The organism is Polaribacter sp. M10 (genome assembly GCF_054968445.1).
Genome location: NZ_JBSSBG010000003.1, coordinates 292,207 through 317,368 on the forward strand (window position 1 = coordinate 292,207; position 25,162 = coordinate 317,368).

General features: G+C 29.8%; 12 protein-coding genes. 11 read left to right on the plus strand and 1 reads right to left on the minus strand.

What is annotated here, in order from left to right; genetic code table 11:
* The first annotated feature begins 191 nt into the window (after positions 1 to 191).
* The 3 genes from ACWYN7_RS05825 (at position 192) to uxuA (ending at position 4,391) form a co-directional block, all read left to right on the plus strand.
* The gene (locus ACWYN7_RS05825) at positions 192 to 2,201 is read left to right on the plus strand and encodes a T9SS type A sorting domain-containing protein (RefSeq protein WP_462858909.1); all 2,010 of its coding nucleotides are present in this window, start codon (positions 192 to 194) and stop codon (positions 2,199 to 2,201) included.
* A gap of 150 nt (positions 2,202 to 2,351) precedes the next feature.
* Positions 2,352 to 3,170 carry an SDR family oxidoreductase gene (locus ACWYN7_RS05830; RefSeq protein WP_462858910.1) on the plus strand — a complete coding sequence of 273 codons (819 nt, stop codon included), beginning with the start codon at positions 2,352 to 2,354 and terminating at the stop codon, positions 3,168 to 3,170.
* A gap of 9 nt (positions 3,171 to 3,179) precedes the next feature.
* The gene (gene uxuA, locus ACWYN7_RS05835; protein WP_462858911.1) at positions 3,180 to 4,391 is read left to right on the plus strand and encodes a mannonate dehydratase; all 1,212 of its coding nucleotides are present in this window, start codon (positions 3,180 to 3,182) and stop codon (positions 4,389 to 4,391) included.
* A 48-nt stretch (positions 4,392 to 4,439) separates the two neighbouring features.
* Here the strand turns inward: uxuA and ACWYN7_RS05840 are convergent, their stop codons facing one another.
* Positions 4,440 to 8,537, minus strand: a complete 4,098-nt coding sequence (locus ACWYN7_RS05840) for a hybrid sensor histidine kinase/response regulator (RefSeq protein WP_462858912.1) — start codon at positions 8,535 to 8,537, stop codon at positions 4,440 to 4,442.
* 439 nt (positions 8,538 to 8,976) lie between these two features.
* On the opposite strand from ACWYN7_RS05840, the gene ACWYN7_RS05845 reads away from it, so the two are divergent.
* The 8 genes from ACWYN7_RS05845 to ACWYN7_RS05880 all read left to right on the plus strand — a co-directional run bounded on the left by ACWYN7_RS05845 (position 8,977) and on the right by ACWYN7_RS05880 (position 25,152).
* On the plus strand, positions 8,977 to 12,024 hold the full coding sequence (locus ACWYN7_RS05845) for a SusC/RagA family TonB-linked outer membrane protein (protein WP_462858913.1): 3,048 nt from the start codon (positions 8,977 to 8,979) through the stop codon (positions 12,022 to 12,024).
* A gap of 10 nt (positions 12,025 to 12,034) precedes the next feature.
* Positions 12,035 to 13,702 carry a RagB/SusD family nutrient uptake outer membrane protein gene (locus ACWYN7_RS05850; protein ID WP_462858914.1) on the plus strand — a complete coding sequence of 556 codons (1,668 nt, stop codon included), beginning with the start codon at positions 12,035 to 12,037 and terminating at the stop codon, positions 13,700 to 13,702.
* A gap of 71 nt (positions 13,703 to 13,773) precedes the next feature.
* A complete protein-coding gene (locus ACWYN7_RS05855) occupies positions 13,774 to 16,662 on the plus strand; it encodes a glycosyl hydrolase 115 family protein (protein ID WP_462858915.1) in 2,889 nt (962 codons plus the stop codon).
* A gap of 133 nt (positions 16,663 to 16,795) precedes the next feature.
* Positions 16,796 to 19,954 carry a beta-galactosidase, LacZ type gene (gene lacZ, locus ACWYN7_RS05860; protein WP_462858916.1) on the plus strand — a complete coding sequence of 1,053 codons (3,159 nt, stop codon included), beginning with the start codon at positions 16,796 to 16,798 and terminating at the stop codon, positions 19,952 to 19,954.
* A gap of 89 nt (positions 19,955 to 20,043) precedes the next feature.
* Positions 20,044 to 21,570 carry a glycoside hydrolase gene (locus ACWYN7_RS05865; RefSeq protein WP_462858917.1) on the plus strand — a complete coding sequence of 509 codons (1,527 nt, stop codon included), beginning with the start codon at positions 20,044 to 20,046 and terminating at the stop codon, positions 21,568 to 21,570.
* Between the two features lie 30 nt (positions 21,571 to 21,600).
* On the plus strand, positions 21,601 to 22,623 hold the full coding sequence (locus tag ACWYN7_RS05870; protein ID WP_462858918.1) for a family 43 glycosylhydrolase: 1,023 nt from the start codon (positions 21,601 to 21,603) through the stop codon (positions 22,621 to 22,623).
* A gap of 86 nt (positions 22,624 to 22,709) precedes the next feature.
* On the plus strand, positions 22,710 to 23,975 hold the full coding sequence (locus tag ACWYN7_RS05875; protein ID WP_462858919.1) for a BNR repeat-containing protein: 1,266 nt from the start codon (positions 22,710 to 22,712) through the stop codon (positions 23,973 to 23,975).
* Positions 23,976 to 23,982: 7 nt separating this feature from the next.
* Entirely contained in the window at positions 23,983 to 25,152 is a 1,170-nt protein-coding gene (locus ACWYN7_RS05880; protein WP_462858920.1) for a glycoside hydrolase family 88/105 protein, read from the plus strand.
* Positions 25,153 to 25,162: the final 10 nt, after the last annotated feature.

Below are 25,162 nucleotides of genomic sequence, written 5' to 3' on the forward strand. Positions count from 1 at the left end.
AAAATTAAGTTATATTTAGTCTTCAAAAAAGGGAAATCCACCTATAAATATAAAAAAGCTAATAATTACCCCTTTTTTTGCTAATTTACTACTCATTCAACATTGTTATAAGCCCTTCCTTTATGTAATATTTTAAAGTACTGTTTTAATTCTACATTAAAACTTTTAAACCAAACTTAAATTATTACCTCATGAAAATTACAATTCTTTTTACAGTACTATCGTGTTTTATTGTTTTTAATCTTAACTCTCAAACATCATCAAATATTAAGATAGATTATGCCATAGATAAAGGAGAATCTAAACAAGTTGCAAGCGGATTACTGCATGGAATAAGTGAAAATAATCCTTCACAATATTTAATAGATGGAATAAAAGTTAGGGCAATAAGAGGTGCAGATTATCATATAAACTTGCCAAGTTTTTTTGAACTGCCCACTTATAATAGAGCTAGTGCAACTGCTGCTAAGTTAATGATTGGTTTGTACTACTACAGAGCTAATGACTCTTATTTTCCTGGAGATGAAGGAGACTTTAATAAATGGGAAGAAATTTGTAAAAATATCTATAATGAGGCTATGTCTAAAAATCTTGATATTTATTCTTGGATTACTTGGAACGAACCTCGATTACAATGGGGAAATAGTAGTTCTAATAGAAATAGGTACTTTAAAGCACATGAAATAGCTTACAAAGCGGTAAAATCTCTAAATTCAGAAGCTAGAATTCAAGCTCCAGAAGATCATCGATATGATTTTAACTTTATGAAAGAGTTTTTATTATACTGTAAAGCTAATCAATGTTTACCAGATGTTCTGGCATGGCATGAACTCTCTAACGATCCATTAAATATAGAAGCACATTGTAAAGAGTTAAAAGAATGGATGGAAAACAACGAAATAACTCCAATGCCAATGACAGTTACAGAATATCAAGGGCAATCGTATTCAAATGACAACACTTCTATACCAGGTGTAAATGTTTACTATTTAGCTTCTATGGAAAGAGCAGTGCAATATGGTTTTGAATTTGGTTTACATGCATGTTGGACACGTATTGGAGATGATCCTGATTTTATAGCAACACTCGCAGATATGGCAGATAGTGATAATGCGAATTTACCAAGAGGAATGTGGTGGAATTATAACGCATATAAAAATATGACAGGAAGAAAAGTAGCTGTAAATGTTGATGGCGAAAATTCTGATGCACTTGCTAGTTCTGATAGTAATATGAAAAGATCTGTTATTTTAATTGGAACGCGAAATTATTTTACACCTCATGATGTAACATTAACTTTAAATAATATTCCTGAATACCTTACCAATAAAGAAAAAGTAAATATAAGAGTAGAATTAATCACAAATGAAATGGTGCTTACAAACCCTGAAGTCGTTATTGCTGGTGATTATGATATAAATAACAATAGTGTATTCTTAACTTTACCACAAATGACGCCTAAAAGCGCTTATGCTGTATATGTTTCTGCAGCTACAAATGCTAACAACAAAGTATCATTTGAAGCAGAAAACCTTACAGTTAAAAGTTCTTACACTACAGGAAGACCACATTATACCATTAACGAAATAGCAGCAAGTGGTGGTTCTTCTACTGTATTAGAGTCTAACGCAATTGGAGATTTTGTAGAATATACAATTCCATCTCCAGGAGCTGGTATTTACAATTTATCAACAATTCTAAAAGGAGCTCCAAATCGAGGTTTTGTTCAATTATATATTAATGGTAATGCTACTTGCCCGCCAGAAGATTTATATAATAATGAATTTAAATACTATAAAAATGATTTTGGAAATATTGAAATAGGTTCTGATGACATAAATTTAAAGTTTCAAATAGTTGGTAAAAACCCCTCATCAAACGGACATTTAATGGTGTTTGATAAATTTGATTTTACCTTTTTAGGAACATCTGCTACAGCAGGATTAAATGATGTAAAAAATGAACTAAATTTTAATATCTATCCAAATCCAACATCAAAAATTATTTCTATTGATATTACTGGCAGTTTATCAGAAAAACAAGAACTATCTTTATATGATAATTCAGGCAGACTTTTAATTGATAAAAAGTTAATACAAAATAGTAGTTCTATAAATGTAGGTAATTTATCATCGGGAGTTTACTTTATTAAAATAGTTGACAAAGAAAAAACTTGTATAAAAAAATTCATTAAAAACTAAAAGAATTATTCTATCCGATAGAAAAAATAACAAGAAAAAAGTAATAAATCAATTAAGATGCTCATTTTAGTCAATTTCTACTCTATCATTCTAAAAAAATACAATTTAATTTGTTACTAATATCACACAGATCATTAAACTTAATAAAATATGAATAATAATTTTTTTAATATAGAAGGTAAAGTTGCTATTGTTACAGGTGGTGGAGGTGTTTTAGGAGGAAGTATTTCTAGGCATTTAGTAAAAGTAGGCTGTAAGGTTGTAGTTTTAGACATTCGTGAAGAAAATGTAAACAATAGAGTTACAGAATTACAAGAGCTTGGAGGTGAAGCTATCGGATTTGTTTCTAACGTTTTAGATGTAGAAGAAATGAAAATAACAAGGTCTAAAATTTTAGACGCTTGGGGTAGTATAGATATTTTAATTAATGCTGCTGGTGGTAATTTACCGGGAGCTACTTTAACTGAAGATCAAACAGTTTTCGATATGAAAATTGAAGATTTTGAAAAAGTAACAAATCTAAATTTAAACGGTACTGTTTATCCTTGTTTGGTTTTTGGCGAAGCAATGGCTAATAATGGTAAAGGTAGTATTATTAACGTATCTTCAATGGCTACATTATCTGCAATAACACGTGTTCCTGGCTATTCTGTTGCTAAAAGCGGAATAGACATTTTTACGAAATGGTTAGCGATGGAATTAGGTACTAAATTTGGAGAAAAAGTACGTGTAAATGCTATTGCTCCAGGCTTTTTTATTGGAGACCAAAACCGAAAAGTATTAATTAATGATGATGGTTCTTATACTGAAAGAAGTAAAAAAGTTTTAGCTAGAACACCTATGAAGCGTTTTGGTGATATTAATGAATTAAACGGATTGGTACATTTCTTATGTTCAGATTCTGCAAGTTTTATTACAGGTACTATTATTCCTATTGATGGTGGTTTTAGTTCTTTTAGTGGCGTTTAATTTAAAAAAATGGAGTTAAAAAAAACATTAAGGTGGTTTGGTAAAAAAGACCCAATAAGCTTAGCACAAATAGCACAAACTGGAGCTAAAGGTATTGTTACCGCACTTCATCATATTCCAAATGGACAAGTTTGGTCTATAGAAGAAATCTTAAAAACTAAAAATAATATAGAAACTCATGGCCTAACCTGGGATGTGGTAGAAAGTTTACCATTGCATGAAGATATTAAAAAAGGAAAACCAAGTAGAGATAAATTAATTGCAAACTATAAAGAGAGTGTAAAAAACTTGGGTAAATGCGGGATAACAACAATATGTTATAATTTTATGCCTGTTTTAGATTGGGCCAGAACCAATTTAAAATATACACTTAAAAATGGTACAGAAGCAATGTATTTTGAAGCAGATTTATTTGCTGCTTTTGATATGTATATTTTAGAAAGACCCAACGCAGCAAAAGAGTATACAGATAAACAAATTACAGCCGCAAAAGCTATATACAACAAGTTAAGTAAAGATGAAATAAAAGCAATTGCTTACAATATTATTGTAGTTACACAATCTTTTATTGATGGAGCTGTAGGTGAAGATGAAAAAGAGCCTATCAAAATATTCTTGAAGCTACTAGCAGAATACAATGGCATTGATAAAGAGAAATTACGAGAAAATTTTTCATATTTTTTAAATGAAGTTATTCCTGTAGCAGAAGAATATGGTGTTAATTTGGCAGTTCACCCAGATGATCCTCCTTATCCTTTATTAGGATTACCAAGAATTGTTAGCACAGCAGAAGATTTTGCATGGTTATCAAATACTTGCCCATCTTTACATAATGGAATTACCTTTTGTACTGGTTCTTTAGGAGCAAGAACAGATAATAATTTACCAGAAATATTTAAGAACTACGCAGATAGAGTTCATTTTTTACATTTAAGAAGTACAAAAATCTTAGATAATGGCGATTTTTATGAAGCAGAGCACTTAGATGAACATGTAAATTTAGCTGCGGTAATGAAAGTTATTATCGAAGAGCAAATAAGAAGAAAACATACAGGTAGATTAGATTATAATATTGCTATTAGACCAGATCACGGACATAAAATGTTAGATGATTTTAATAGAAAATCTAATCCTGGTTACCCTTTAATTGGAAGAATGAAAGGCTTAGCAGAACTTTCTGGTCTTGAAAAAGGAATAAGACATTTAATACTTAAAAAGTAAGCTTTTAAAATAAATTATTACAATAAATGCGATTTCTTATAATCGCATTTATTTTTTGTATTTAGATGGTAAAACCCCAAACTGTTTTTTAAATATCTGTCTAAAATATTTAGTACTGTTATAGCCAACCTCAAAAGCTGCTTGAGAAACAGAAAGACCTTCATGCTTTATTAATGAAGCAGCCTTTTTCAATTTTACCCTTGTAATATATTCATTTATGTTTTCGCCGGTAATTGCTTTAATTTTTCTAAAAAGAGGTGTTCTACTCATTCCTATTTCATTGGTAATATTTTTTACATTTGCTTTTCCTTCTTTTAAATTTTTTAAAATAACAGTATCTAATTTTCTTAAAAATTCTTTTTCTTTATCTAATTGTTTAGATTGTCCTGTAGAAAGAGAAAGATTTGGTTTTTCTTGGTCCAAAAAGTATTTTCTTAATGAGGTTCTGTTATCTATTAAATTTTTAATTCTAGCCAAAAGAATATGGCTATTAAAGGGTTTTATAATATAATCATCTGCACCTATTTCGTAACCTTGTTTAATACTTTTTGTATTACTTTTTGCAGTTAGTAAGATGATCGGTATATGCGTAGTTGTGATTTCTTTTTTAAGTACTGAGCACAAATCTATACCACTTTTTTTGGGCATCATTATATCAGAAATAATTAAATCTGGCACATATTTGATAGCCTTTTCTATACCTTCTTGCCCATTTACAGAATAAATTATATCATACTTGTTATCTAACAACCCCTTTAAATATTCAAGAATATCAAGATTATCATCAATTATTAATATAACCAATCTATTTTCATCTAGATTTACGTTTATTTCTTTTTTTACTTCTGGTATGTTTATAGACGTTGTATCCGAAATATCTGAAGGCAATGGTTTTACTATATCTAAAACTTTAGTAGCATTTTCTTTAATTATTGCATTACTAAATAATGACTTGTCTCTTGGAATAATAAGTGTAAAAGTAGCTCCTTTACCAAATTCACTACTTACTGTTATTGTACCATCATGAAATTCTGCGAATTTTTTAGACAAAGCAAGCCCTATGCCTGAGCCTTTTTTTCTTGGTAATGTTTTTGATTGATAATAGCATTCAAAAATATGGTTAAAATCGTCAGGATGAATTCCAGACCCTGTATCTTCCACAATTATTTTAAAATGTTTTTCATCATAGTCTAGAGTTAAGTTAATACTTCCTTTTTCTTTAGAATGTTTTATAGAATTGGATAGTAAATTATTTACTATAATTTGTATTTTTTCTAAATCAAAATAGGCCATAAAATCTTTATCCGCAAAAGTATAAGTTAGTTTAATACCTTTTTTTTGTGCCAATAAAGAGTAATTATCTACCAATTGTTTTAAAATAGAAGGTAAATTGTATTTTCCAATTACTAAATCATTAAGGCCTACTTCAGATTTTCTAAACTCTAAAAGCTTATTGATAGTTTTAGATAAATAAGTTGCATTTTTCTTTATTAATTTTAAGCTAGCTACTTGTTTTTGTGTGTTAATTTCTTTTAAAAGATCATCTAAAGGACCTAAAATTAGTGTTAAAGGAGTTCTTAATTCGTGTGAAAAATTGGTAAAAAATTGCATTCTTTCTTTATTAAAATCTTGTTCTAATTGCCTTTGTTTTTTTTCAAATAGTAATGAGTTTTTTAAGTTAATATGTTTCGAATAATATTTTAATGCTATATAAATAGTAAGAATTATCAGTAGTAAACATAGCAAATAAAAAAGTGTAGTTTTATAAAATGGAGGCACAATAGTTATAGCTAGTTTATTAAAAACCTCTTTTCCAGAATCTAATTTTGCTTTTACTCTTAGTAAATAATCGCCTGGAGGAATGTTAATTAAATTTGCTTTTCCAATACTATTGTTATTGATCCAACTTTTATGATAACCTTCTAATTTATAACAATAAAGAACTTTTTTTGCTACGGGATATTTTAATAAAGAAAAATCAATAGTTAAAACATTTTTATTATGATTTAACGTTATTTGATCTTGATATGAAATAGATTCTTTTAAAATTGCATCTTTAATATTTGGGGTAACAGGTACTTTTTTATTTAATACTTGTATGTTTTCAAATACAATTGAGTTAGAATTTGAAATTTTGCCTTTTACTTTTTTAGGATGAAACATATTAAACCCCTTGTTACCTCCAAAATAGAGATACCCGTTTTTATCTTTTAATGCGGCTCCTATATTAAATTCACTTCGCTGAATATTATTATAAGTATTTAAGTTTTTTATAATATTAGTTTCTGAATTAAAATGACTAATTCCATCAAAAGTACCAAGCCAAATGTTAGCATCGTTTTCCTTAATAATACTACTTACATTATTATTGCTAAGACCATCATTCTCTGTAAAACTTGTCGTTTTTTTTGTTTTTGGATTAATTTTAATTAGTCCAGCATACCTTGTTCCTGCCAGAATTTCGCCATTTTTAAGACGTAAAATACAAAAAATCACATTGCTTGTCATGCCCTTTGTATTCTCAATTTTGTATTGTAAAACCGATTCTGTTTTTGGATTATATTTTAGAACACCATCTCCATAAGTGGCTAACCATAAATTACCATCATCATCATTAAAAATATCTCTTATATCTTTTTTACCAATACTTTTTATGTATTTAAATTTATCTTCTATTTCTAAATATTTATACAAACCTCCACGATTTGTACCTACCCAAATTTGCCCAAGAGTATCCTCAAAAATTTTTCTAACATCGCTTCCATCCTCTATTGAATTTTGTAAATAGCGTTTACTTTGTCCTGTTTTCCAATCTATTTTATTTATACCTCCACAATAAGTACCTGCCCAAACTCTATTTTTTGTATCCTCGAGTAAAGATAAAATGTAGTCGTTACTTAAACTTGTAGCATCTATAGGATTGTGCCTATAAGTTAAAAATTTACCCGTATTTGGATCAAATAAATTTAATCCTGCTCCGTCTGTACCAATCCAAATTTTACCATCCGCTTTTTGTGCAAAAGCTCCAATTCGGTTATGAGAAAGTCTATTAGGGTGTTCTGTATTTTTATCAAATAGCTTAATTGGTTCTCCTTTTGGGTTTACAAAGTTTAAACCTGTGCTAGTACCAATCCACATATTACCATTATTATCTTTTTTTATAGACGATACAGTTCTATTATACACACTAGAGCCATCACTTTTTGGCAAAAACCACTTAATGGAGAGTTTCTTTTTAGATAAAAAGGAAGGAATATCCAATATATTTAATCCACCATTACGAGTTCCAATCCACATTTTATTTTGATCATCTTCTTCAAAAGAAAGGATTATATCATCACTTAAGCCTTTCTCATAAACCAAAGATTTATTTAAGCTAAAAGTCTCTCCGTTTTTGCTTAAAACACGAATACCGTTATTACTTCCAACCCATAAATTTCCTTCAGAATCTGTGAAAAGCGAGTTTATAGATAAAGTAGAATCTAAGAGATCTACCCTAGTTATTTTCTTTGTTTTATAGTTGTATTTATTTAAACCTCTTCCACTTGTACCAATCCACAATACAGAATCTCCTTGAGACAATAAATTAAATATCTTATTAGAAGATAAAGAGCTTCTATTTTCTTGTTGATGATTAAGAACTGTTATTTTGCCAGTATTATCAATAATTTTTACCCCCCATTCGTTAATAGATGATCCTAAAACAAGCTCTTTACTAGGGCCAATAGTTAAACAACTAATTGCAGATTTAATGTTTTCTTTATTTGATATAGAATTTGAAAACTCTTCGTTTTTTGCACTGTATCTTGTAAAACCTTTATCAGTTGCTATTAATATATCACCTTTATGACCAATTTTTATTTCTGATATATGATTATTAATTATACTTGATTTTTTGTTTTGATAATCTTTCTTAAATTTTGTAAAACTAGTTCCATTATAACGATTTAATCCATCTATTGTTGCCACCCAAATAAAACCAAGGGAGTCTTGTTCAATATCATTAACAAAATTATGTGACAAACCAGATTCTACATCCAATAAATGAAAAGTTAAGATATCTTCTATGTACTTATTTTGCTGGCTAGAGACTGTATTTACACCAAATAGTATGCTTAAAAAAATGAAAATGTTTTTTTTTATCATATAAAACGTAAAATAATTATGGCTAAAATTAAACATATAATTTATATTATAAGTGTGAAAATTACATTTAATGTAAAAAATTATTATTTATAACCTATAAAAGTTATTTTTATAGACAAAAAATAAATATTTAATAAATCAAAAGAGAACCATTAATAAAAAACCTAATAAATAAAATAACATGTATTTTTCTGTTTATCAGTTTATTAATTTATTTTTAAAAACAACAAGAAAAATGTTTGGTCATTTTGTTACCCATTATTAGCTGATTTATACCCTGCACCGACTTGCAAACAAGTGTTATTTTTACACTTATCAATTATATATGTAAGAAATGATGTTAATTTTTTAAACATTCATATATTTAAAGTATCAATTTTATCACATTTCTAAAACGTTATAATTTGTAAACTATTTTTTAACTAAACAATTTAAACTTATGAAAAAATTAATGAAATGCTTTTCTAGGTCTCAGAAAGAAAAGATTATTTTTATAATCTTCTTCGGACTTGGCATTTTTTCTATTCTTGGACAGAGCAACAACACTGTTTCTGGTGTAATTACCGACGATTTTAACAATCCAATACCTGGTGTAAGTGTTGTAGTAAAAGGCACAACAATTGGAGTTATATCCGATTTTGATGGTAAATATTCCATTAAAGCTGCAACATCTGATGTGCTTGTATTTTCTTACATAGGCTATAAAACTATAGAAACTAGTATAAATGGTAGAACTGAAATTAATGTAACATTAAAAGAAGATGTATCAGAATTAGATGAGATAGTAGTAGTAGGTTATGGTACTCAAAAGAAAAGTGATGTAACTGGTGCAGTTGCACAAGCTAACATTGAAGCTTTTAAAGAAGCTCCAAATGCTAACGTAGTTCAAAACTTGCAAGGAACTGTTCCTGGATTAAATATCGGACAAGTTACTAGTGCAGGTTCAACGCCTAGTATTCAAATACGTGGTAGGGTTTCTATTTCAGGTAACCAAAGCGTATTAATAATATTAGATGGTATTCAATATAATGGTTCATTATCTTCAATAAATTCTAACGACATAGAATCTATTGATGTATTAAAGGATGTTAGTTCAACTGCGGTATATGGAGCACAAGCAGCAAACGGTGTAATTTTAATTACAACAAAGGGCGGTAAGAAAAACCAAAAAACAAAAGTTTCTGTAACTTCTTCTTTTACCACACTAAATCCTACTGTTGGTTTAAGACCAATGGAAAGAGAAGAATATATAGATTATTTAGAATTACAATTGTATGATTTTAAGTATTTAGCACCTGATTACACCACGCCAAACCCTAATTATCAAGGGTATTTTGGTCCTAACGCAGGTATAAATTACAATCCAAACTTAGCTTCACCTGATGATCCTCTTAGTTTTAATGATAATAATTACGACTGGTGGAAAGAAGGAACTCAATCAAGTTTTCTTCAAGAAAATTTAATTAGTATTGCTGGGGCATCAGATAAAATTAGTTATTTGATATCATTAGGTCTTTTAGAGCAAGAAGGTATAATTAAAAATGATAATTTTTCTCGTAAAAATTTGCGTATTAATTTAGATGCTGATGCTACAGATTGGTGGAAAGTTGGTGTACAAACATTTGGATCTTTTGTAATTCAAGATGGTGATGAACCAAGTTTATACCGATTAGGAATTTCGTCTCCATTACTAGTACCTTATGATGAAAATGGAGATTTAATACCAACGCCAGCTGGTACAGTAGAGTTAAACCCTTTTTTAAATTCAGAAACTCAAGATTACGAAAGACATGATTCTTTCTTTGCAAATATTTATTCAGAAATGCAGCTACCTTTAAAAGGACTTTCGTACAGAATTAATTTTGGTAATAATTACAGAATAGATAAAGGTTATGGTGCTAGTATTTATGGTGCTGGTGAAACCGGTGATGCTGGTAAGTTCGTTGGTTTCTACAAAGACTTTACTTTAGATAATATCTTGAAATACAAAAGAACTTTTGGTAAACATGATATTGGAGCTACATTATTATATGGTGCTTTAGAACGTAAAGCCGAAGGTACAAATGCTTATGCAAGTGGTTTTGAAAGATTGTCTTTAGGTTATAACAACCTTTCTGTAGGTGAGTTGCAAGAAGTTGGTTCTTATGCTTGGACAGAAAGATTAAATTACCAAATGGCAAGAGTAAATTACAAATTTGATAATAAATATATCTTAACCGGAACCGTAAGAAGAGATGGTTTTTCAGCTTTTTCAGAAAACAACAAAACAGCATATTTTCCTTCAGGAGCCTTAGGATGGATTGTTTCTAATGAGTCTTTTATGAAAAATGCTGAATGGTTAAATAATTTAAAATTAAGAGCATCTTATGGAACTAGTGGTAACCAAACAGGTAGATATTCATCTTTAGCACGAGTTGGTACATCTAATAGATATCTTTTTGGAGATGGTTCTAACGCCAGAACTGCATTTGGACAAGAATTAACATCTCTTGCCAACCCTAATTTAAGATGGGAAAAAACAAAAGGATTAAACATTGGTGTAGATTTTTCTTTACTAAGTAATAGACTTAAAGGTAGCATAGATGCTTACAAAAACACAACAGATGATTTGTTATTTAGTGTTAGAATACCATATTTAACAGGGTTCAGTAATATTCAAACTAATGTTGGTAGTGTAGAAAATAAAGGTCTAGAAATTTCTTTAACAGGAGATATCATTAGATCTGAGGATTTTACTTGGACTGCAACTGCAAATTTTTCAACCAATAAAAATAAAATTCTTTCACTAACTGGTGTTGATGGTGATGGTGATGGTGTAGAGGACGATTTAGTAAATAGTAATTTATTTATTGGCAAATCACTAGGTGCAATTTACACTTATGAAAACGACGGTATTATGCAAATAGGTGAAGAAAATGTAGTAGGTGGCATTAACCCAGGTGAATATAAAATTGTAGATCAGAATGGAGATGGATTAATTACACCACAAGACGATCGTGTATTTATTGGAACTTCTGATCCAGATTTTAGAGCATCACTATTAAACACATTTAAGTATAAAAACTTTTCACTTAGTTTATTTTTTAATTCAATCCAAGGTGGTAACGATAGCTATATTGCTAGAAATGATAATGCTTTATTTAGAAACGCAAATACTTTGTATCAAAATAAAATTTCAGGCATAGACTGGTGGTCTCCACAAAACCCAGATGGTTTAAACGCTGTCTATTTAGGAGGAGGATTAAACCCAGGAAGATATGAGAACAGAAGTTTTGTTAGGTTACAAGATGTAAACTTACGTTACAATTTCGATAAATCTATATTAAATAGTTTATCTATAGATGAATTAAGTCTATATGTAAGTGGTAAAAATTTAGCTACTTGGACCAACTGGAGAGGATGGGACCCTGAAACAGGTTCTGGATTATCTACCGGTGGTAGACCAGTATTAAAGGGGTATTCAGTTGGTATTAATTTAACATTTTAAAAGAAAAAAAATGAAAAAAATATTTTTATTATTAGTAACATTCTCTATTTTCTTCTCTTGTAGTGAAGATTATTTAGATGAAAAACCAGAGGATTTTTTAAGTTCCGCAAATGCCTATTTAACTATAGAAGATTTTAATGCATCTCTTAACAATATATACTTCTTATTTAGAAGACAATATTTTAGTAGAGACGAAAATAGACCTTTTGATTTTATTTATGGTACAGATTTGGTTTATGATGGCGAACCTCACCCAAATCGCCATAGTAGAATGGATTTAGCTTACAGACCAGATGGTACAATTGCAACCACTCATTGGAATCTATTATATAAAACTATTGCTGAATGTAATACTGTAATTGATCGTTCTGAAAATTCTGAAATGACAGATGAAGAAAAGAAAGAAGTATTAGCTCAAGCTCGTTTTTTTAGAGGTATTTCATATAAAAATTTAGCTACATTGTATGGTGGTGTTCCTTTAGTAACTAACGAAGTAACCGAACCTAAAGTAGATTTTGTTCGTGACACAAAAGAAGATGTTCTAAATTTTGCTGCACAAGAATTAGAATTTGCATCACAAAATTTACCAAATAAAACAGAAATTGCACCAAAAGATCAAGGAAAAATCTTCGATTTAATTGCCTACCACTACTTGGCAGAAGTGTATTTAGCACTAGGCAGAAACAAAGATGCCATAGAAGCTACAACTAAGGTAATTAATAACCCTAATACAGCATTAATGACATCTCGTTTTGGTACTCGTAGTTCAGAAACTCCTGGAGACGTTTATTGGGATTTGTTTAGAGCAGGTAATCAAAACGACCCTGCAAATACAGAAGCACTATGGGTAATTCAATTTGAGTTAGATATCCCTGGTGGTGGACTAGAAACTGGTAGAAGAGCTGGTGGTTATGCTTTAGAAAGACACTTTGCACCTTTACTAAGATTTAGCCCTTTTAATTCTTGGCCAGTAGGAGATTATACTGGTGGTAGAGGTATTGGTTGGGGTATAACTACAACATATTATTCTAATACAATTTGGGGTAATGATGCTTCCGATGCAGATTGGAATAGTGATATTAGAAATGCAAACCATAACTTTGTAAGGGTTTATAATCAAAGTAATTCTGAAGCTTTAAAAGCTAGAAATATTACTACTGAATATTCTACAGAGGTTTTACCACGTAGAAGAGAGTTTTATGCATATCCATCGAAAGTTACTACACCATACAATCATCCAGAAGGAAATTATAGAAATAGTAGTATTCCTTTTGCATTAACATCAAATGCTGGTATGACTTATACAGATCAGTACATGTTAAGATTGGCAGAAACTTATTTATTAAGAGCAGAAGCTTATTTAGCAGATAACCAACCTAGTTTGGCTGCAGAAGATGTAAATGTTGTTAGAAGAAGAGCTAACACAGCAACATTTGCAACTGCAGGTACTATTAGCATAGACTATATATTAGATGAACGTGCAAGAGAATTGGGGCTAGAAGAAAAAAGAAGATTAACTTTAATGCGTCTTGGTTTACTTTATGATCAAGTGCAAAAATACAATCCTTTTTATATGGCTGAAGGAATGCAACCACATTTTAATTTATGGCCAATTCCTGCTGCAGAAATAGAAGGAAATAGAGATGCAGAATTAACTCAGAATCCAGGATATAATTAACATATTTTAAACCTGTTATGTATAATTATACATAACAGGTTTATTTAAAAAACTATAAAAACTGATTATTAATGAGAGTACAAAAGCAACAAATTATTGCATTTCTTTTAATAGTATTAGGTTTAAATGTTACAAAAGCACAACTAAAATTAGCTAATAACAACAATAATTCTAATACGTTTTCAATTGTAGATAATAAAAAAATAGCTGCAATATATTATGATAAAAATGACTTTGAAGTTGTAAAAATAGCTTCAAAACTTTTATCTGAAGATATAAAACGTGTAACTGGTAAAAAACCTAAAATTTCTTCAAAATCTCTAAAAGATAAAAATATAATTATAATAGGTACTCTTGGTAGTAATAAATTAATAGACCAATTAATAAGCAACAATAAAATTGATATTAAAAATATAAAAGGAGGTTGGGAAAGATTTACTTATAAAACCATTAAAAATCCTTTTCCAAATGTAAATGAAGCTTTAGTAATAATTGGTAGCGATAGAAGAGGAACAGCCTATGGCGTTTTCGAGTTGTCAAAAACTATTGGAGTTTCACCTTGGTATTGGTGGGCAGATGTTCCTGTAGTAAAAAGAAAAGAATTAAAAATTTTAGAATTAGATTATACCTCTAAAGCACCTTCTGTGCAGTATAGAGGCGTGTTTTTAAATGATGAAGATTGGGGCTTAAAACCCTGGGCTTCAAAATTAATGGATCCACAAATTAACGACATTGGCCCAAATACATACGAAAAAGTATGTGAATTATTACTTCGACTAAAAGCAAACATGTTAGCTCCGGCTATGCACGAGGTTACTGGAGCCTTTTTTAAATATCCAGAAAATAAAGTAGTTGCAGATAAATTTGCAATTATGATGACAAGTAGCCATGCAGAACCATTGTTGTATAATAATACTACAGAATGGAATAAAAAAACAGATGGTGCTTGGGATTATGTTAGAAATAAAAAAGGTGTTTTAAATGCTCTAGACAAAAGAGTAAAAGAAGCAGCACCATATGAAAATATTTACACAGTAGGTATGCGCGGTATTCACGATACAGGTATGAAAGATGTTCCTGAAGGATATACAAAAGCAAATGTGTTAGAACAAGTTATAGACGCAGAAAGAGACATACTTAAAAAGTATATTAAAAAAGAACCAAATAAAATTCCACAGATATTTGTACCCTATAAAGAAGTTTTAGGTATTTACGAAAGTGGTATGAAATTACCCGAAGATGTTACCATAGTTTGGCCAGACGACAACTTTGGATACATAAAAAAATTAAGCAATCCAGAAGAAGCTAAACGTAAAGGAGGCGCAGGTGTTTACTACCATATTTCTTATTTAGGTGAACCAAACGACTACTTATGGTTAAATACAACACCTCCAGCTTTAATTTATGAAGAAATGTTTAAGGCTTACAACAACGGAGCAGATAAATATTGGTTACTTAACGTTGGCGACATAAAACCAGGAGAATTAGGAATGCAGTTTTTCTTAGATTTGGCCTGGAATATAGATATGGTAAATTACCAAACAATTCCAGATTATAATAGCACTTTCTTAGCTTCAATTTTTGGTGATGAATACAAACAAGATTTAAAAGAAATATACAACAGCTACTTTCATTTAGGCTTCGAACGCAAACCAGAATACATGGGATGGGATTGGCGTTGGAACAGTATAGATGCTAAAGAAAGAATTTCTGATACAGAATTTTCTTTTGAAAATTATAACGAAGCTGAAAATCGTTTTAACGAATATGAAAGTATAGAAAATAAAGCAGAAAAGATTTTAAAAGATTTACCAAAAGAATATAAGTCTTCGTTTTACCAATTAGTGTATTACCCAGTAGTTGGCGCATCTTTAGAAAATAAGAAAATGCTAACTGCACAAAAAAACCGTTGGTATGCGCAACAAGGTAGAGCTGCAACAAATAGTTTAATTGATGATGTTAAAAAATATGATGCTCGTTTATCTGAAATAACCGCACATTATAATGGTTTAGAAAACGGTAAATGGACTGGAATAATGACAGCTCCAGAAAGATACCCTACAATTCAACTACCACCAACAGAAGAAATTTCTATACCTAAAGAAGCAGAAATGGGTATTTATATTCCTAGTGGATCTTCTTTAAATAATGTAAATGTATTACCACGTTTTACCAAGTTTACCAAAAAAAATCATACTATAGAAATTTTTAATAAAGGAGAACAATCTTTTAAATGGCAAGCAAAAGCAAATAAATCTTGGATTTTAATTGATAAGAAAAAAGGAAAAATAGACGATCAAGATGTTTTAACAGTATCTATAGATTGGTCTACAGCTCCTGTTGGTAAAAACAATTCTGGAAATATAACTATTGAGGCTAAAGATTCGAAACAAGAAATTTATTTATCTATCCATAATCCTAAAAACGCTAAGGTAGATGAGAGTGTTTTGTATGCAGAAGATAATGGTGCTGTTTCTATAATACCATCTGCTTTCTCTCGAAAAAATGAAAAAAGAGCAACTAAAGTTCAAGTAATAGATGAACTTGGTTATGAAGGTAAAAGTATACAATTGGGTACTATTATGGATAAAGGCTGGAGAAATGCAAGTGTAGAATATGATTTTTATTCTGAAAGTACTGGTTATGTAACTGTATACACGTATGCATTACCTCTTTTTGGTAAAGATAAAAATACAGGTACTGCTTACGGTGTTCAAATAGATAATAGTAGAGTTCATTGGGAAACTACAGCATCAGACGAATACTCTTTTAACTGGAAACAAAATGTTATTAGAAATAGCACCATCAATACCAGTAAAATTCTAATAAAAAAACCAGGAAAACACACTTTAAAACTTATTTCTGGAAACCCTGGAATGGTGATACAAAAAGTAGTGATAGATTTTGGTGGAGTAAAAGCGTCTTATTTAGGACCAAACTCTACATTAATTAAAAGGTAATATCTATAATTTGAAGGATGAGTATTAGCGTAAAAAGGAGTTTATTTCTCTTTTTTACGCTGATTATTTCAATAATAAAAAAGCCTAAAGTCCATTTAAAAAATCGAATAAATATTTAACATCTCCTTAATAAATGAAAGCACAATACCTAATTATAAGTTTATTATTAACCCTCGCATGTTCTTCAAAACATAAATATCAAGACATTGCTTTTGATGAAAAATCTCCTCACGATTGGGAAAACCCAGAAGTTTTCAGAATAAATAAAGAAGCCCCAAGAGCTTCATTTATTCCGTATAAAACAGTAGCACAAGTAAAAGAAGACGAAGCAGAAGTATCTCCATACTATACATCTTTAAACGGAACATGGAAATTTAACTTAGCAAAAAATCCATCAGAAAGACCATTTTACTTTTTTAAACAAGATTATGATATTTCTGATTGGAAAGATATAACAGTGCCTGGTAACTGGGAAACACAAGGATTTGATATTCCTATTTATACCAATGTTAAATATCCTCATGAAAAAACCCCTCCAACAATCCAATCAGATTATAACCCTGTAGGCTCGTATCGTAAAACTTTTCATATTTCTAAAGAAGCCTTATCCAAAGATGTTATTTTGCATTTTGGTGCAGTTAGTTCTGCTATGTATGTTTGGGTAAATGGAAAAAAAGTTGGTTATAGTGAGGATAGTAAAACGCCAGCAGAATTTAATATAACTAAATATATTGTAGAAGGAGATAACGAATTATCAGTAGAAATTTATCGTTGGTCTGATGCAAGTTATATAGAAGACCAAGATTTTTGGAGATTAAGCGGAATTACCAGAGATGTATATCTATTAACTAGAAATAAGGCACATATAAAAGACTTTTGGTCTAGAGCCGATCTTAAAAACAACTATAAAGATGGTTCATATGCTTTAGATATAACCTTATCAGAACAAGCTAAAAAATCTGGTTTTGTTCAATTTCAACTTTTTGATGCTAAAGGGAAAGAGGTTTTAAATCAACAAAAACCAATAAACAATTCTAATGTTTCTTTTACTAAAACCATAAAAAATGTTAATACATGGAATGCCGAAAATCCATATTTATATCAATTAGTCATTACGTTAAAAGATGCTCAAGAAAATAGCATAGAGCGTATTGGAACACAAGTTGGTTTCAGAAAAATTGAGCAGAAAAACGGGCAGTTATTGGTAAATGGTAAAGCTATTTTAGTAAAAGGTGTCAATCTTCATGAGCATCATGATGTTACAGGCCATTTTGTAGATAAAGCAACTATGATTAAGGATATTGAAACAATGAAACGTTTTAACATCAATGCTGTTAGAACATCACACTATCCACAACCAGAAGAATTCTATAAAATTTGTAATGAATACGGAATGTATGTTGTTGATGAAGCAAATATAGAATCTCATGGAATGGGTGCTACAAATCAAGCTAAATTCGACGAATCTAAACATGTAGCTTATTTACCAGAATGGGAAGCCGCGCATATGGATAGAATAAAGAACATGGTAGAACGTGATAAAAATATACCTTCTATAATTCTATGGTCTTTAGGAAATGAATGTGGAAACGGAAAAGTTTTTTATGACGGTTACGATTGGATTAAACAGAGAGATACAACAAGATTAGTTCAGTTTGAGCAAGCAGGCGAAAATAGAAATACAGATGTTGTTTGCCCAATGTATCCTGGTATTAACAGCTTAATTAGATATGCAGAAAACAACACAGACAGACCATATATTATGTGTGAATATGCACACGCAATGGGAAATAGTGTTGGTAATTTACAAGATTATTGGGATGTAATTGAAAAACACGATGTACTTCAAGGTGGTTTTATTTGGGATTGGGTAGATCAAGGGTTACTTAAAAAAACAGAAGATGGAAAAGAATATTGGGCTTATGGAGGTGATTTTGGTCCAAAAGATGTGCCTTCGGATGGAAATTTCTGTATCAATGGTTTAGTAAATCCAGATAGAGCTCCAAAACCACATTTATGGGAGGTAAAGAAAGTATATCAAAATATCAAATTTAAAAAACGTGGTAATGGTTATGAAATTGAAAATAATTTCGATTTTACTAATTTAAGTGAATTTGACTTTACATATAAATTTGAGTTAGAAGGAAAAACAATTCTTGAGAATACTATAGATATTGATGTTGAACCAACTAAAAAGGAAATTGTAAAAATTGAAACGCCTAAAAATTTCGATACTTCAAAAGAATTAATTTTAACTATTTCTGCAATTACTAAAGAAGCAAAAGGCCTTTTAGAAAAAGGACATGAAGTAGCTTGGGAACAGTTTATTTTAAATAAACCTCAACCATTTACAACTAAAAGTCTTAGCAATAATTTAAAAATATCAGATTCTAAAGAAAATATAGAAATTAAAAACGATAAGGTTAAAGCTATATTCAATAAAACTTCTGGTATACTAACAAGTTTAAGTTACAATAAAGGAGATAACATTATTAAAGATAAAAATGGGTTTACGCCAAACTTCTGGAGAGCACCAATAGACAATGATTTTGGAAACAACCTGCATAAAAGAAGTAAAGTTTGGAGGTATGCAAGTAAAAACAGAAAGCTAGCTAGCATAAAAACTATAATGCAAGGTGCAAACGCTTTAGTAAATGTTAATTATGATTTATTAAACAAAGAAAATACCAAAATAGCAGAATTTAATATTAGTTATACAATAAAAGCAGATGGCTCTATATTAATGAAAAATAACTTTGAGAAAACACAAAAAGATTTACCAGATTTACCAAGATTAGGTTTAAATGTGCAACTCTTAAGAGAATTTGATAATATTTCTTGGTATGGTAGAGGGCCTTATGAAAGTTATTTTGATAGAAAATCTGGCGCGAAAATTGGAACTTACTCTGGTTTAGTAGACGATTTTAACTGGGCATACATCCGCCCGCAAGAAAATGGTAATAAAACTGATGTTAGATGGGTTAGTCTTACTAACAAAGAGGGTAAAGGAATAAAAATTTACGGTTTTCCTACCATAAATTTTAGTGCACATCACTCTATAATGGAAGATTTTGAATCTATGGAAAGAACAGATGGTAGACAAAGAGAAGGCGATCTTGTAGTTAATAGACATACAATAGATGTAAAGTCTAGAGATTTAACATCAGTAAATATAGACTTTAAACAAATGGGTGTTGGTGGAGATACAAGTTGGGGAGCTCAAACGCACAAAGAATATAAACTGTTAGACAAGAAGTATCAGTACAGTTTCTTAATCGTTCCTCAAAATTAAGTTGAATAAAAAAAGCAATTAGGTTGAAAGTTTTTGCAATTCATAAAGCAATCTTAGTACTTTTCTTAGGTTTATTTCTAATAAGCTTTATGAATAGTGAAAAAAGCTATAATGATATTCGCAGTTTAGCAGAAGAAAAATCTTCAACTTTAAAATTAAAACTAGATGTTTCTAAAAAGTTTCAAACTATTAAAAATTTTGGAGCTTCAGATGCTTGGTCTACACAATTTGTAGGTAAAAATTGGCCAAAAAAAACAAAGAACAAAATAGCTAAACTTCTATTTAGCCAATCAAATAAAATAGATGGTAGTCCAGAAGGAATTGGTTTAACAGCTTGGCGATTTAATATTGGCGCTGGTAGTGCAGAACAAGGTAATGATAGTAACATAAATGATGAATGGAGAAGAGCAGAATCTTTTTTAAGTGCTAACGGAACTTACAATTGGAACAAGCAATCTGGACAAATATGGTTTTTAAAAAAGGCTAAAAACTATGGAGTTAAAACCTTTATCGGTTTTGTAAATAGTCCTCCTGTTTATTTAACTAAAAATAATAAAGCTTGGTCTGCAGACGGTATTTCATCAAACTTAGCAGAAAATAATTATGTTAAGTATGCAAATTTTTTATCTAAAGTAGTAAAAGGAATCGCCAATAAAACAGGTATAACATTTAACTATATTAGTCCGTTTAACGAACCTCAATGGGATTGGAAATGTTGCAACCAAGAAGGCTCTCCTTGGAATAATAAAGAAATTTATAATGCAATAAATGCGATAAATACCTCTTTTTCTGAAAATAACATTTCATCGAAAATAGAAATTTCTGAAGCTGGTAAAATAGATGCTTTATACAGCAAAACAGACAAGCCAAACAGAGGAAATCAAATATCTTATTTTTTTGAAAAAAACTCTGAAGGTTTTGTTGGTAATTTAAATTCTGTTCCGAATAAAATTGCAGGTCATAGTTACTTTTCTACTTGGGATTTAAAAAATTCTGTAAATGCAAGAAAACAGCTAAATAAAAAAAGACAAGCAGTTAATTCTGATTTAGAATATTGGATGACTGAATACTGTATGCTAGAAAATAACAAAAGAATTAAAGGAAATGGGCGTGATTTAGGTATTGATGCAGCATTATATATGGCTAGAGTAATTCATTCAGATTTAGTGTTTGCAAACGCTTCTGCATGGCATTGGTGGTTAGCTATTAGTCCGTACAATTATAAAGATGGTTTAATTTACATAGATAATAACAAATTTAATGGTAAATATTACGAGTCTAAAATGCTTTGGACATTAGGCCATTATTCAAGGTTTGTAAAACCAGAAATGAAACGTATTGCTAGTACTTTAGATAATTTTACAGAAGGCAACATAGAAGGTGTTTTACAATCTTCTTACATGTCTGATAATAAAATTGTAGTGGTTTTAACAAATCAACTTGATATTTCAAAAAACATTAAAATTACTGGAATACCAGAAGGCTTTAGTACTCTAGAATTATACCAAACAACAGAAGATGCTACTGAGAATTTAAAAAAGATTTCAATTATAAATAGTAATGAAACTTTTACACTAGCAAAAAGGTCTTTAATAACTTGTGTTTTAAAAAAATAGATTTTATCACAAAATCTTAGAAGAATAATTATGAATAAAAGTTTAGATAAAAAAATCAAGTACTTAAAAAAAGTATCCTTATTTCTATTGTTGTTTACACTGTATAATTGTAACAAAAAAGTAAATAAAGATGCAATAAAGCCTTCAATTACTAAAATTACAAACCCTGTAATTAAAGGTTATTTCGCAGATCCTTCAATAGTTAATTTTGGTGGTAAATATTATGTTTATGCAACAGTAGATCCATGGGGAGGCGAAGAATTAGCAGTATTTGAATCATCAGACTTTATAAATTGGACACCAAAAAAAATCAACTGGCCAACCAAAGAAGCATGCACAAGCTCTACATCTAATAGTAGTAGAGTTTGGGCACCTTCTGTAATACAAGGTAAAAATGGTAATTTCTACATGTATGTTTCTGTTGGAAGTGAAATTTGGGTAGGTATTAGTAAAAACCCTTTAGGCCCATGGAAAAATGCCAAAGAAGATAACAGTCCTTTAATAAAAGGAAATTTATTTCCTGATTACCACATGATAGATGCAGAAGCTTTTATAGATGATGATGGGCAAGCATATTTGTATTGGGGTTCTGGCTTAAATTGGGTAAATGGCCACTGTTTTATTGTAAAGTTAAAGGATGATATGGTCTCTTTTAATAAAGATGAAATTAAAGATATTACACCTCCAAATTATTTTGAAGCACCACATATGTTTAAGAAAAATGGTAAATATTTTCTTTCATATTCTGACGGAAAATGCACAGATAGTACTTATAAGGTGAGGTATTCTATTGGCAATACTCCTTATGGCCCGTGGTCAGAAGGTAAAAACAGTCCTATTTTATCTACATCTAAAGACTCTATAACATTAGGTCCTGGGCATCATACCATATTTAGTAAAAACAATCAAGATTATATTTTATATCATAGAATTACAGATAATAAAGACACACTTTTAAGAGAATTAGCCATAGATAGCTTAAACTTTAAAACGAATAATATAATTTCTAAAGTAGTACCTAATACTGGGGTAATTAGCTTTATAGGGAACTAATTTTTTAAATCATAATGATAAATTACAAAACAATAAATTTTAACCTTAATAATTATATACTCATAATAGTTTGTCTTGTTTTTTGTATGTCTTGTTCTAAGAACATTACCTTGTTAAATGTAGGTAAAGGTTGGTCTAACAATTCTGTAAATACAGTTAAGTTTAGAAAAAATGCATTAACATCATTTAAAGGTCATCAATTTGTTGCTTATTATAATGGCCAAGGATATTTAATATTAGGTAAACGAAAATTAAATAGCAATACTTGGGAAACCGTAAAAACAGCATACAAAGGAAATATATATGATGCTCATAATTCAATTAGTATTGCCGTAGATGGCAATGGTTTTTTACATGTTAGTTGGGATCATCATAATACAAAATTGAGATACGCAATTTCTAAAGCACCACTAAGCTTAAACTTAGGAGCAGAAATAGCAATGACCAATAAAAACGAAGATAAAATTACATATCCAGAATTCTATAATTTACCCAACGGAAATTTATTGTTTTTTTATAGGTCTGGAGAATCTGGTAGAGGTAATTTGGTTATTAATTCTTATAGTATTAAAGATAAAAAATGGACACAATTACATGATAATTTAATAGACGGAGAAAATAAAAGAAGCGCATATTGGCAAGCGAGTGTAGATAATAAAGGTGTAATTCATGTGTCTTGGGTTTGGAGAGAAACCTGGAATGTAGAAACCAATCATGATTTATGTTATGCACGTTCTTTAGATGGTGGTAAAACGTGGCAAAAATCTACAAAAGAGCAATACAATTTACCCATAACATTAACTTCTGCAGAATATGCATGGAAAATTCCACAGAATAGCAACCTAATAAATCAAACAGCAATGTCTACAGATCATATTGGGAATCCTTATATAGCTACTTATTTTAACGAAAATAAAATTACACAATTCCAAATTGTTTTTTTAGAAAATGGTATCTGGAAAAAAAAGAATACAGGTTTTAGAAAAACATCCTTTCAATTAGGTGGTGGTGGCACAAAAAAAATACCTATTTCTAGACCAGCTATTTTAATTAACAATACTCATAAAAAAAATATAATAAATATACTTTTTAGAGATTTAGAAAGAGGTAACAAAGTCTCTTTAGCTTACGCTAATTTAGAAAATAATTTGCCATGGAAAGTTCTAGACTTAAATGATGACCCTGTTAATGATTGGGAACCAAATTATGATGTTTTACTTTGGAATAATCAACAAAAATTAAACATTTTTTATCAAAATGTAACACAAGTAGATGCTGAAGGAGTTACAAATAAAAAACCTTCAGACGTTAACATATTACAAATAAAAAACCTTTCAAAAATAATCAATTAGCATAGATATGTATAAAAAAACAGTTTGGATTTTATCTCTTTTTACAATTTCTATTCTCTTTAATGGATGTAAAACAACTAAAGATAATAAAGAGACAACAGAACAAGAAGCTTCAATTAAAGAATCTAAAGAAGATGTTATATCAATAATTAACAAAGTAAATAATCATTGGCAAAGTAATCATAAAACGCCAGGTAATTCTTTCTGGCATGTATCTGCATACCATACAGGCAATATGGAAGCTTATAAAATTACTAAAAACAAACAATTTTTAGATTATTCTCTGGATTGGGCAGAAAAAAACCAGTGGATGGGAGCAAAATCTCAAGATAAATCTGAATGGAGATATAATTATGGTGAAAATGATAAACATGTATTGTTTGGAGATTGGCAAATATGTTTTCAAACCTATATAGATTTATACAACTTTACAGGAAAAAAAGATGCTTATAAAATTGCTAGAGCAAGAGAAGTTATGGAATACCAGATGAGTACCAGTGTAAACGATTATTGGTGGTGGGCAGATGGTTTATACATGGTAATGCCAGTGATGACAAAGCTTTATAAAGCAACTGGTAACGATAAATATTTAGAGAAATTAGAAGAATATTTAAATTATGCAGATAGTATTATGTATGATGAAGAAGCACAACTTTATTATAGAGATGCTAAATATGTATACCCAAAACATAAAAGTGTTAACGGAAAAAAAGATTTTTGGGCAAGAGGAGATGGATGGGTTTTTGCAGGTTATGCAAAGATAATTCAAGATATGCCAGATACTGCAAAACATAAACAAGAATATATAATGAGGTTTAAAGCAATGGCAGAGGCATTAGCTGCATCTCAGCAAGAAGAAGGTTATTGGACCAGAAGTATTTTAGATCCAAAACATGCTCCAGGACCAGAAACCAGTGGTACAGCTTTCTTTACCTATGCTTTTTTATGGGGAATAAATAATAATATTTTAGATAAAGAAGTGTATACACCAGTAATTAATAAATCTTGGAATTACTTAGTAAATACAGCTTTACAAGCAAATGGAGCTGTTGGTTATGTACAACCAATTGGAGAAAAAGCAATACCAGGACAGGTTGTAAATGTAAATTCTACAGCAGATTTTGGTGTGGGAGCTTTTTTATTAGCAGCTAGTGAAATGTATCGTTTTTTAGAATAAAACTTAATTA